The following is a 10976-nucleotide window of genomic DNA, read 5'->3' on the forward strand; positions in this document are numbered from 1 at the left end:
GGCTTACGCCGTCGCCGCCGCGACGGTCGTGTTGATCGTGGGTGGCTACGCGATGGCGGCCTTGCGTGCGCGGACGGCCGGCCTGGCGCTTGGCGGCGTGCTCACCCTGGTTTACGCCATACTGTATGGCCTGATCGGCGCGGAACAGTACGCGCTCCTGATCGGTTCGGTCGTGCTCGTGGCAGTCATCGCGCTGCTGATGTACCTGACTCGCCGGATCGACTGGTACGCCCAGGGCGTGCCGCTCAACCCCACGTCGGAAACGCCATGAACTTCCTTGCCATCGAAACCTCCACGGAAGCCTGCTCGGTCGCCCTCGTCCATGGTGACGAGGTGATCGAGCGCAGTGAGATCGCGCCGCGCCGGCACGCCGAACTCGTTCTGCCGATGGCGGACGCCTTGCTCGCCGAAGCCGGTCTGAGCCGCACCTCGCTCCACGGCATCGCGGTCGGCCGCGGGCCCGGCGCGTTCACCGGGGTGCGTCTTGGTGTGTCGCTGGCCCAGGGCATGGCGATGGCTCTCGACGTGCCTGTCGTTACCGTCTCGTCGTTACAGGCGCTGGCGCTGGAAGCCCCCGAAGACGATGCCGCGATTCTTTCGGTCATCGATGCGCGCATGGGTGAGATCTATGTCGCCGCATGGCGCCGCGAAGACGATGGCAGCATCACGCTGATCGACCGCGAGCGGGTGGACACCGCTGCGGCGCTGATCTTGCCCGAGGCCACGGCATGGCACGTTGTCGGCACGGGCTGGGCAACCTACGAGGCGATTCTCCGGGAACGCATCGCCGCGCCGATCCGCTCGGCGGACGGTGCGCGCTTTCCGCAGGCGCGGCACGTTGCCGAAGTGGCGGCGCGGGCGTTCCGTGATGGCGAGGCTGTGGCGCCGGAACTGGCTTTGCCGGTGTATCTGAGGGATAAGGTGGCGCTGACGTTGGTGGAGCAGGGACGGGCTTGAACGACCGCCTACAACCTTCGGGCTATGGTGGATGTCACCGTTTGGTTTTAGCGTGCGGGTACCGGTGCGAATGAATCGTCGCCGGGTGCCAGGGATAGCCACCAGGACGAAAGGAGATCGTCATGAAGGGTTCCAACACGCGCAAGCAGGGCGAGAGCGACGCGTCCTTCGGCAACGGTGGGAAAACCGAACTCAAGGTCGACGGTTATCACGTTGAGCCGGGCGGGAGTGAGCTCCTTCGCGCCATGCGGCGGACGACAGACGGACATATCATGCTGGCCATGGGCTGCATTCCAGCCCTGCGCGGGTGGCGATCCTGGTTGTCGAGGTTTCTCCCCCGTGTCATCCGCCCGTGGGCCAGCTGGCAGTATGGCCTGGCAAGGCTTACACCCACCGGCGAGTTCGATTCTTCGTTTGGCGAGCAGGGTGTCGTTATCGAGCCTCCGTTGCCTGAAGAGACCTTGCAGGGTGCCCAGCCGTTGCCGATGGCCGACGGCGCCACGGTGCTGGTGCTCAGGTCGCAGGCAAGCGATACGTGGATGCTCACGCGCAGGACAGATACCGGTGAACTCGACGCGGCATTCGGCATCAACGGCTACGTAAATCTGAACGGCATTCGCCCGCCCGCCGAGCCGGGGGTCGTCAAGGKGTTCGCGCTTCCCGCACAGGACGATGGCTTCTTCTTCGTCGGGACGACGAAGAATGTCGAAGGACGGTACGGCGGCATCGTGTTTCGCTTCGGCGCTTCAGGCCGGTTGGACCCGGTCTTTGCCGGCAAGGGTTACGCGCTGGTCGATGTTCCCCTGAACCCTCGCGGGCGGATCACGGATGCCGTACTTCAGGACGATGGAAAGATCGTTCTGAGCACGGCAACGTCCGGCGGAAATGCACGGATTCTGCGTCTGCTCCCGACAGGCCAGCCCGATCCCGCCTTCGGAACGAATGGCGAGTTCGTGGTCACCGGTGACAGCGCCGACCGGAACGAGATCGAGAAACTGGCCTGGTCGGGAGAAGCCGGTTTGTGGGGCGCCGGGACCATCATGACGCGTAGTCCCAAGGTCGGGTTGCTCGTCGCGTTGGACGACAAAGGACATGTCGCGCCGGGCTTCAATGGCGGCAAGCTGCTGGAGATTCACTACGGTGGCACAGGCGCCAAGGACGGTATCGCCATGCCCATTCACCTGCAGACTTCCAGCCATGGTGGCGTCGCGGTGATCGGAAGCCCCTATTACGACGGCACGATCGAGAGCAAGAAGGCGGTGATCGGGCGACACCTCCCGTCGGGCGCACTCGATCGCTCGTTCGGCGAGCCCGACGAAACCGGCACACCCAAGGGGTTCTACACCGTCACGTTCGATCGGAAGGGTTTCAATTTCATCTTCTTTGGCATCGATGTCACTGACGATCACCTGACCTTCGAACTACTCAGCGGTGACGGCGCGGGGAGCTCCAATCCGGACCGCGTGACGGTCGAACGCTTCCTCGCGACCTAGGTGTTGGGCAAGCACCCGTTCGCTGATGAATCGGTTCCTGCAGGCTTGGCRCTGCCTTCGGCAAAGGCCAGGCAGACGATGCCGGCAACGATGACGCCGGCGCCGGCGATCTGCGTGAGGGTGACCGGTTCGGAGAACACCCACCACGACAGCGCCATCGCGGTGACGACTTCCAGGTGCGACGCGGCGAACGCCGGGCCGATCGGTGCGTGCTTGAGCAGGCTCATCCAGGTGACGAAGGCGCCGATGTAGCCGGCGATCGCGCCGTAGACCCACGGGTGCGAGAACACGCGGAGCAGCCAGGCCGTGCTCATTTCCAGCGGCAGGGCATGTGCGCCGGCCGCCTTGAAGCAGAGCAGGTTGAGCGTGTCGAAGGCCAGCAGCAGCGTAAAACCAATGAGGTAGAAGCGCTTCACGAGCCGGCCCCGACGATGGCGACACCCGCCGCTACCAGCAGGATGCCGGTAACGCGCAAAGGAGTCAGGCGCTCATGGAAGAGGAATCGCCCTGCCACCATGATCGCGACGATGTTGATCGCGGCGAGCAGCACGCCTTCGGAAAGCGGCACCAGGGACAGGAAGGCGATCCAGACCATGAACACGGCCACATAGCAGCCGATGCCGATCCATATCCATGCCCGCCCAAGCATGTAGCGCCAGCGTGCCAGTCCATCGCCGGCGCGGTCGTCGACGGCGGCCGCCTTGAAGGCCAGTTGCCCACCGGTATCGAGCAGGACATAGGCGATCCACAGCGCCAGGGCCAGCCCATGCATCCGATCAGGCTGCCATGCGCGCAGGTCGTGCGTCGCGGGCGACGCGACTGAAGAAATCCGCCGTGCGCTCGATCAGCATGCGGCGCTCCCGGTCGATCGTGATCATGTGGTAGCTGTCGCCGAGCAGGAGCATTTCGATCGGTCCGCGAACACGACGCGCGACGAGGTCCGCATTGGCGACACTCGCGACATCGTCGTCCGCCGCATGCGCGACAAAACAGGGCGCGACGACATCGGGCAGGCGACGACGCACGTCGCGCGACAGTTCGACCATCTCGGCCAGGGCGTCCCAGGGATTGCCGGGGAGGCCGGCGGCTTCGCTATCGCCGGAGAACATCGCGGCGCTGACCTGCGCGCGCAGGCGCTCGTCGCGGATGCCGTAGGGGGGCTGCTCGATGAAAACGCGGTTCTTGCCGATGCCCAGGCGCTTGAACATCGGCAGCATGAACGAGAATCGGCCTGTCCAGGGAATCGACCAGCCGTCATAGCGGAAGGTAGCGCCGAACACGCCCACGCCATCGACCCAGTCGGGGCGAACGGCAGCCAGGCGCAGGGCGAGCAGGGCGCCCATCGACAGGCCGGCCACGAAGACGCGGTCGACCCGCCCGCGAAGTTCCTCCGCGGCGGCTTCGACGCTGGCGTACCAGTCTTCCCACGTCGTGGCGAGGAGGTCCTCCTCGGTGCCGCAATGGCCGGCCAGGCGCACGCCGACGACAGTGAAACCCGCGCGGTTCAAGCCCTTGCCAAGGATGCGCATTTCGGTGGGCGTGCCCGTCAGGCCGTGGATCAGCAGGACGCCGTCGCGCCCCCCTTCGAACCGGAATTCCGCGGTGCTGCTCACGCCGAAGCCTCGTAGCCTGGATTGCTCATGAAGAGCATGGTCTCAGTGCGTGGTTTCAGTTGGCTTTCCTGTCACGGCGGGGAAGCGGACCTCCACGCGCAGCCCGCCCGAGGCCGCGCGCAGGAAGGCGACCTGCGCCGCGTGGCGTTCGGCGATGCTCTCCACGATGGCCAGGCCCAGACCCGTCCCGTCCTCATCGCCGCCGGGGACGCGGAAGAACCGCTCGCCCAGCAGGGCARGGAAGGCGTCGGCAACACCGGGACCGTCGTCCTCCACGGCGAGCACGAACTCATCCACGTGGCGGCCGAGCAGCACCGTGACGGTGCAGCCGCGACCGGCGTAGTGGAACGCGTTGTCGACGAGGTTGTCGATGATCTCCTGGACCTGGAGTGCGTCGCCGCGGACCAGGCAGGCGCCGTCGCCACCTTCGTAGCCGAGGTCCACGCCCAGGGCGAGCGCCTGGTGCACGCGCATGGCCACGGCCTCCGGTACCACCGTGGACAGGTCGATGACCTCCATGCCGTCGTGATCGGGCAGGTCTGGCGCCTGGGTGCGGGTGAGAGCAAGCAACTGCGCCGAGGTCCGGGCGGCGCGGGCAGCCAGGCGATGTACGTGGCCCAGGGCTTGGCTGCGTTGGGTGTCATCGGTGGCGCCGTCGAAAGATTCCACGTGCAACTGGATACCGGCCAACGGTGTCCGCAACTGGTGCGCGGCGTCGGCGATGAATCGCTCCTGCAGGCCGAGCATATTCCGCATGCGTGCAAACAGGTCATCGATGGTTCGGGTGAGCGGAAGGATCTCGATCGGCACATCTTCTTCGCCGATGGGGCCGAGGTCGTGCTCGCGCCGGCTCAGGCGTGCGGTCAGTGGATCCAGTACGCGCAGTCCGTGGCTCACGCCGAACCACACCAGGCACAGTACGGCCGCGATCAGCAGGGCCTGCATGGGCAGGGTCAGGAAGAGGATTTCGCGCGCCCGGGTATGCCGGTCGCGCAGGCTCTCGGCCACCGTGATGGTCAGGACATCTCCCGCTTCGTGGCGGTTGCTCACGCGCATGACCGCCGCGCGCAAAGGTTTGCGCCCCAGGGCCGTGTCGTAGAGCCGCGGCGGGCCATCGGCGGGCACGCTGCCTTCGGGGCCGGGGAGTTCGGCATTGCCGATCAGCCGGCCGTGCCGGTCGCTGAAAACCGTGTAGTAGTTGCGCCCGTCTGGATCGTATTCGAGCAGGAAGCGCGCCTGCGCGGTGAGTTCTCCGCGTAGCGCATCGTTGCCGATCATCTCGGACAGGGTCAGCGCCGAGTCGGAGAGATCCGAGTCGTGCACGCGGTTGGAGTAGGCCAGGGCGACGAAATAGCCGATCACCGCGTCGAGCAGGAGTACGCCGAGGACGGGTACCAGCAGGAAGGTGAGCAGGCGACGACGCAGGCTGGGCCGGGACGGACGGTACCCCGCGTGGCGACGCTCAGGCATCCGCGGATTCTTCGAGCAGGTAACCCAGGCCGCGGATGGTGCGAACGCTGGTACCTGAGCCCCCCAGCTTGCGGCGCAAGCGATGCAGGGCGATGTCCAGGCCGTTGTCGGTCAGGTCTTCGTCCCAGTTGCAAAGGGCTTCGACCAGTTGCGCGCGACTGGTGACCTTGTCGGCGCGGATGGCGAGCGCCTCGATCAGACCGAACTCGCGTGCCGTCAGGTCCAGCGGGACATCGCCGATCCACGCACGGTGACCGGGGATATCCAGGCGCAGGCGACCGATGCGGAACTCAGGCGTGCCATGACTGGTCCGCCGACGGAGCAGGGCGCGCACCCGTGCGTCGAACTCGGCTAATGCGAAGGGCTTGACGAGGTAATCGTCGGCGCCGAGGTCGAGTACGCGTACGCGCTCCTTCAGGCCCTCGCGTGCGGTGACCACCAGCACCGGAAGGACGGCGCCGCGCTTACGCGCGCGTGCAAGCACTTCGCTGCCATCGAGCATGGGCAAGCCCAGATCGAGCACCAGCAGGTCGTAGTCGTGATCGCGCAGGGCGTTATCGGCACTGGCGCCATCGGAAACATGGTCGACGGCGTGCCCCCCTTGTTCGAGGGAGGAACGCACGGCCGCGGCGATGGCGGCGTCGTCTTCGGCTAGGAGAATGCGCATGGTCGGGAAGGATACGCTTCGGAAGGGCGCGCACGCATGTTGTCACGGCAGGATTTCGGCAGCCGTTCACGTTGCTCCAATTGCGAACGATTCGCATTGTTGTTAACATCGGCCCGCTTTCCGACCACGGCTTCAGGGGCCCTCCCACGCATGCGCGACACCGTCGACCGGCACCGCCGCGCGTTCTGGCTCAAGCACCTGCACCGGTGGCACTGGATCAGTTCGGCTATCTCGCTGGTGGTGCTCCTGCTGTTCTCGGTCACCGGGTTCACGCTCAATCATGCCGCCCGTATCGAAGCCTCACCGCATGTCGAGCGACGCGTCGCGACGCTGCCCGCCGACCTGCTCACGCAGCTCGTCGCACGACGTCCGACATCCGCGCCCCTGCCGACGCCGGTGGCGGCCTTCGTCACCGGCAACACCGGCGCGCCGGTTGAAGGACGCCCGGGAGACTGGAGCGACGACGAGGTGGCTGTGTCGCTGCCGCGCCCCGGTGGCGATGGCTGGGTGAGCATCGACCGGGAAACCGGTGAGATTCAGTACGAGACCACCGACCGCGGCTGGCTCGCCTACGTCAACGACCTGCACAAGGGCCGCAACACCGGGCCGGTGTGGAGCTGGTTCATCGACATCTTCGCGCTCGCCTGTGTCGTCTTTGCGCTCACTGGCCTGCTCCTGCTGCAGATGCATGCCGGCCAGCGCCGCATGACCTGGCCCATGGTGGCCCTCGGTCTCGTGCTCCCGGTGGTCATCGCTCTCATCTTCATTCACTGACGGATCCGCCATGCGTCGTCTGCTTCCGATACTTCTGTGCGTCGCCGTGACGGCACCTGTCGCCGCCGCCGACCTGAATCTCACCGTAGAAATCCCCCAGCTGAAGGTGGCCGAATACCACCGCCCCTACGTCGCCGTCTGGCTTGAGCGTGAGGACCACAGCGTCGCCGCCAACCTGGCGGTCTGGTACGACATGAAGAAGGCCGATGGCGAAGGCACCAAATGGCTGAAAGACATGCGTCAGTGGTGGCGCCGTAGCGGCCGCGACCAGACCATGCCGATCGACGGCGTTTCGGGTGCGACGCGCCCGGCGGGCCAGCACCAGTTGCGCTTCATCGACGGCAAGCCGCCACTGGGCGCGCTCGCGCCTGGCCACTACGAGCTGGTGGTGGAAGCCGCGCGCGAGGTGGGTGGTCGCGAGGCACAGCGCATCGCCTTCGACTGGCCCGTGAAGGTGCCCACGCACTTGTCCGCCAAGGGCACGGACGAACTCGGCCAGATCAGTCTCGACCTCAATCCGTAACCGGAGTTATCCATGAAACATGTACTCGTTCGCGCCGCGTTCTGCGCCGCCCTGGTCCTGCCGTTCGCCGCGCAGGCGCACAAGATGTGGATGGTGCCTTCGGCCACCGTGATCTCCGGCGACGACGCCTGGGTGACAGTGGACGCTGCCGTGTCCAACGACCTTTACTACCCCGACCACTTCCCGGCCCAGCTCGACCAACTGGTCATCACCGCGCCGGACGGCACGACGGTGAAACCGGAGAATGCGGCCACCGGTAAATACCGCAGCACCTTCGATCTGGCGGTGCCACAGAAGGGCACCTACCGGCTGGCGCTGGTCAACCAGGGCGTGTTCGCGAATTACGAAGTGGATGGCCAGAAGAAGCGTTGGCGCGGCAAGGCGGACGAATTGAAAGCCGCCATCCCCGCCAACGCGAAAAACGTGCAGGTCAGCGAGATGTCCTCGCGCGTCGAAACCTTCGTCACCCAGGGTACGCCCAGCGACGGTGCGCTGAAGCCGACCAACAAAGGTCTCGAACTCGTCCCCGTGACGAAGCCGAACGACCTCATGGCCGGCGAGAAGGCCACGTTCCAGCTGCTGCTCGATGGCAAGCCCGCTGCGAACCTCAAGGTTGCCGCGATCAATGGCGCCACGCGCTATCGCAATGCGCCCGATGAGATGGATACCACCACGGACAAGGATGGCAAATTCTCCTTTACCTGGCCGGCCGCGGGCATGTACTGGGTCAACGCTTCCAGCGAGGACGACAAGACCTCGGTGAAGGAAGCGAAGCAGCGCCGCCTGGGTTATACGGCGACGCTTGAAGTGCTGCCGCAGTAATCCGCATGCGTATCCGCGCGCGAGGATGGCTATTTGTCTTGTTGCTGGTCTCGGGGACGGCGTTCGGTAAGGACGTGCGCCGCTTCGAGGGCGAGACCATGGGCACGACCTGGTCGGTCAACGCCGTACTTCCCGATCGCGCGGATGACCGCGCCATCGAGCGCGGCATCCAGGCCGAAGTGGATCGTGTCGTTGCGCAGATGAGCACCTACGAAGCGGACTCGGACCTGAGCCGGTTCAATCGCGCGCCGGCCGGTACGTGGCAGACCTTGCCGCCGGAGTTCTACACCGTGTTGCGCTACGCGCTGGACCTGGCGAAGTCGTCCGGCGGTGCTTACGACCCGACGGTCGGGCCGCTGGTGAACCTCTGGGGATTCGGGCCGGACAAGCGCCCGCGCGAGGCACCCGACGCCACGGCGATCGCCGCGGCGAAGGCGCGGGTGGGTTGGGCGAAGATCCGGCTCGACGATGGCGGTCACCGAGCCTTCCAGCCCGGTGGCGTGTATGTCGATTTGTCTTCCGTGGCCAAGGGGTTCAGTGTGGACCAGGTGGCGCATTACCTGGACCGCGCCGGTGTGCATGCGTATCTCGTGGAGGTGGGTGGCGAGCTGCGCGGCCGTGGACACAAGCCCGATGGCTCAGCCTGGCACGTCGGCATCGAACGGCCGGGGGCGGCGGCGGGGGCGGTCGACAATCCCGACGAAGTCGAGCGCATCGTGTCGATGACGGACCGTGCGATCGCGACCTCCGGCGACTACCGCCATTTCTTTGAAAGTGGCGGCACATTCTTCTCGCACCATATCGATCCCCGCACCGGCTATCCGGTGACCCACCGTGTCGCGTCGGTCAGTGTCATTGCCGTGGACTGCATGCTCGCCGATCCGCTCGGCACGACGCTTACGGTGCTGGGTCCGGACGAAGGCATGGTTTATGCGAAGGAGCATGGTATCGCCGCACTGTTCATTCTCTACGGTAACGACGGCACGTTCAGCGAACGGATGTCCCCGGCCTTCGCGGCAGCACTAAAGCAGTGAAAGCCACGTTCGGTCAGATCGCCATCGGCGCGCTGTTGCTCGCGTCTGTCCTGGGGCTTGCCGGGATGCATGACTTTTCCGGCATCCATGCCGCGTCGCTGCCGCGCGCAGGGTGGGCGGGTGCGCTCGGGGTGGCCTGGGCGGCGATGACCGTCGTGCTGGCGCGCGGGAAGCGCGAAGAGGTTGCGATCGATGTCGCGTCGGCGGACGCGAAGCCAGCGACGATCCTCGTCGTGCATGCGTCGCAGACGGGATTTGCCAGCGAGCTGGCGGAGCGTACGGCCGAACTGCTTCGCAACGGTGGCCTGACCGTCGACCTGCGTGACATGGCAGCGCTGACGCCAGCGCTGCTTACCCAGGCCACGCGTGCACTGTTCGTCGTCAGCACGACGGGCGAGGGCGATGCACCCGACATGGCCACCGCATTTCGCCGTGAGGCAATGACATCGCCGCTGCCRCTTCGTGGACTGGCCTATGGCGTACTCGCGCTGGGCGATCGCGATTACGAAGACTTCTGCGCGTTCGGCCACGATCTCGAACACTGGCTCCATGCGAGCGGTGCGTTGCCGCTGTTCGACCTCGTCGAAGTGGACAACGGCGACGAGGGCGCGCTGCGACATTGGCAGCATCACGTTGCCCAGCTATCGGGCTTGTCGTCGCAACCGGACTGGTCGCGGCCGGCCTACCAGTCGTGGCGACTGCTGGAACGCAGGCTGCTCAATCCGGGCAGCGTCGGCGGCCCCTGCTTCCACCTGGCGCTGGCACCGGACGACGCCACGATGCTGAACTGGCACGCCGGCGACGTGGTCGAAATCGGTCCGCGAATGGCGAATGGCGAATCCGTGTCGTTACCGCATCGCGAATACTCGATCGCCTCCGTTCCTGCCGACGGCGCCCTGCATCTCGTCGTCCGGCAAATGCGCGCGGCGGACGGAACGCTCGGCCTGGGCTCGGGCTGGCTGACCGAGCACGCGGCGGTCGGCGACATGATCGATCTGCGAGTGCGCCGCAACGAAAACTTCCACGCCCCGACTGACGGTCGACCGGCCATCTTCATAGGCAACGGTACGGGCATCGCCGGCCTGCGCGCGTTGCTCAAGGCGCGCATCGCCCAAGGCCACACGCGCAACTGGCTGCTGTTCGGTGAGCGTCATGCCGAGGCCGACCGGCTGCACGTCGACGAGCTGGAACGCTGGCACGAGGCGGGCAGCATCGAGCGCCTCGACCTGGTCTGGTCACGCCAGTCGCGTGGATCGCGCTACGTGCAGGACCGCCTTCGGGTCATGGCCGACGACGTGCATCGCTACGTGGCCGACGGCGCAAGCATCTACGTCTGTGGCAGCCTCGCCGGCATGGCCCCGGGCGTCGACGCCGCGTTGCGCGGCATCCTCGGCGAGGACCTCGTCGAGAAGCTGGCGGCTGGCGGCAGGTACCGGCGTGACGTGTACTAACGCCGGACAGCTCGCGGCACCGAACGCTGAGGTTGCGTGTGGCCGAGCAAACAACCAGTCAACGCAGCGCTTTTGTAGATACTCTCTTGGCCGTCAAGCGTTCTTGAGGTGTTCAGGGCTGAAGAGCTTCGAGGTATCGAAGTTCTCGTTGTTCTGCAGACAGGCCCACAGG

13 protein-coding genes are annotated in these 10976 nt (G+C 66.0%); 8 read left to right on the plus strand and 5 right to left on the minus strand.

The features are described from left to right. From AC1DT2_RS08815 to AC1DT2_RS08825, 3 genes are all read left to right on the plus strand, one after another. Positions 1 to 271 (plus strand): inner membrane CreD family protein (locus AC1DT2_RS08815; protein ID WP_477295892.1); only part of this gene is annotated, 271 nt, incomplete at its 5' end. Next, on the plus strand, positions 268 to 957 hold the full coding sequence (gene tsaB / locus AC1DT2_RS08820; RefSeq protein ID WP_063572308.1) for a tRNA (adenosine(37)-N6)-threonylcarbamoyltransferase complex dimerization subunit type 1 TsaB: 690 nt from the start codon (positions 268 to 270) through the stop codon (positions 955 to 957). The genes AC1DT2_RS08815 and tsaB, both read left to right, overlap by 4 nt. A 122-nt stretch (positions 958 to 1079) precedes the next feature. Then, a complete protein-coding gene (locus tag AC1DT2_RS08825; protein WP_477295893.1) occupies positions 1080 to 2450 on the plus strand; it encodes an NHL repeat-containing protein in 1371 nt (456 codons plus the stop codon). Here the strand turns inward: AC1DT2_RS08825 and AC1DT2_RS08830 are convergent. The 5 genes from AC1DT2_RS08830 to AC1DT2_RS08850 are packed head-to-tail and all read right to left on the minus strand — an operon-like array spanning position 2447 to position 6200. Continuing rightward, the gene (locus AC1DT2_RS08830; RefSeq protein WP_477295894.1) at positions 2447 to 2866 is read right to left on the minus strand and encodes a DMT family transporter; all 420 of its coding nucleotides are present in this window, start codon (positions 2864 to 2866) and stop codon (positions 2447 to 2449) included. The two genes, AC1DT2_RS08825 and AC1DT2_RS08830, sit on opposite strands and share 4 nt — an antisense overlap. Further along, on the minus strand, positions 2863 to 3222 hold the full coding sequence (locus AC1DT2_RS08835; protein ID WP_063572311.1) for an EamA family transporter: 360 nt from the start codon (positions 3220 to 3222) through the stop codon (positions 2863 to 2865). Before AC1DT2_RS08835 ends, AC1DT2_RS08830 begins: the two co-directional genes overlap by 4 nt. 4 nt (positions 3223 to 3226) lie before the next feature. After that, positions 3227 to 4063 (minus strand): alpha/beta hydrolase, encoded by an 837-nt coding sequence (locus tag AC1DT2_RS08840; protein WP_063572312.1) that lies wholly within the window; start codon positions 4061 to 4063, stop codon positions 3227 to 3229. A gap of 42 nt (positions 4064 to 4105) precedes the next feature. Then, positions 4106 to 5533, minus strand: coding sequence for a sensor histidine kinase N-terminal domain-containing protein (locus AC1DT2_RS08845; RefSeq protein ID WP_477295895.1), 1428 nt, complete (start codon positions 5531 to 5533; stop codon positions 4106 to 4108). Beyond that, on the minus strand, positions 5526 to 6200 hold the full coding sequence (locus tag AC1DT2_RS08850) for a response regulator (protein WP_477295896.1): 675 nt from the start codon (positions 6198 to 6200) through the stop codon (positions 5526 to 5528). Before AC1DT2_RS08850 ends, AC1DT2_RS08845 begins: the two co-directional genes overlap by 8 nt. Positions 6201 to 6350: 150 nt before the next feature. Here AC1DT2_RS08850 and AC1DT2_RS08855 point away from each other — a divergent pair, with 150 nt between their 5' ends. The 5 genes from AC1DT2_RS08855 to AC1DT2_RS08875 all read left to right on the plus strand — a co-directional run bounded on the left by AC1DT2_RS08855 (position 6351) and on the right by AC1DT2_RS08875 (position 10804). Then, entirely contained in the window at positions 6351 to 6974 is a 624-nt protein-coding gene (locus AC1DT2_RS08855) for a PepSY-associated TM helix domain-containing protein (RefSeq protein ID WP_477295897.1), read from the plus strand. 10 nt (positions 6975 to 6984) lie between these two features. Continuing rightward, positions 6985 to 7497, plus strand: a complete 513-nt coding sequence (locus AC1DT2_RS08860) for a DUF2271 domain-containing protein (RefSeq protein ID WP_063573650.1) — start codon at positions 6985 to 6987, stop codon at positions 7495 to 7497. A 12-nt stretch (positions 7498 to 7509) separates the two neighbouring features. Next, positions 7510 to 8319, plus strand: a complete 810-nt coding sequence (locus AC1DT2_RS08865) for a DUF4198 domain-containing protein (protein WP_477295898.1) — start codon at positions 7510 to 7512, stop codon at positions 8317 to 8319. Positions 8320 to 8417: 98 nt separating this feature from the next. After that, entirely contained in the window at positions 8418 to 9353 is a 936-nt protein-coding gene (locus AC1DT2_RS08870; protein WP_477295900.1) for an FAD:protein FMN transferase, read from the plus strand. Beyond that, positions 9350 to 10804 carry a sulfite reductase subunit alpha gene (locus AC1DT2_RS08875; protein ID WP_477295899.1) on the plus strand — a complete coding sequence of 485 codons (1455 nt, stop codon included), beginning with the start codon at positions 9350 to 9352 and terminating at the stop codon, positions 10802 to 10804. The genes AC1DT2_RS08870 and AC1DT2_RS08875 overlap by 4 nt, the downstream gene beginning before the upstream one ends. The last annotated feature ends 172 nt before the right edge of the window (positions 10805 to 10976 follow it).

Source organism: Luteibacter sp. P4_E6 (assembly GCF_056401535.1).

Bases quoted from the DNA above. Each gene is read 5' to 3' on its own strand.
- tsaB (WP_063572308.1), top strand. From the start codon at position 268: ATGAACTTCCTTGCCATCGAAACCTCCACGGAAGCCTGCTCGGTCGCC.
- AC1DT2_RS08835 (WP_063572311.1), bottom strand. From the start codon at position 3,222: ATGCATGGGCTGGCCCTGGCGCTGTGGATCGCCTATGTCCTGCTCGAT.
- AC1DT2_RS08850 (WP_477295896.1), bottom strand. From the start codon at position 6,200: ATGCGCATTCTCCTAGCCGAAGACGACGCCGCCATCGCCGCGGCCGTG.
- AC1DT2_RS08855 (WP_477295897.1), top strand. From the start codon at position 6,351: ATGCGCGACACCGTCGACCGGCACCGCCGCGCGTTCTGGCTCAAGCAC.
- AC1DT2_RS08860 (WP_063573650.1), top strand. From the start codon at position 6,985: ATGCGTCGTCTGCTTCCGATACTTCTGTGCGTCGCCGTGACGGCACCT.
- AC1DT2_RS08865 (WP_477295898.1), top strand. From the start codon at position 7,510: ATGAAACATGTACTCGTTCGCGCCGCGTTCTGCGCCGCCCTGGTCCTG.
- AC1DT2_RS08870 (WP_477295900.1), top strand. From the start codon at position 8,418: ATGGGCACGACCTGGTCGGTCAACGCCGTACTTCCCGATCGCGCGGAT.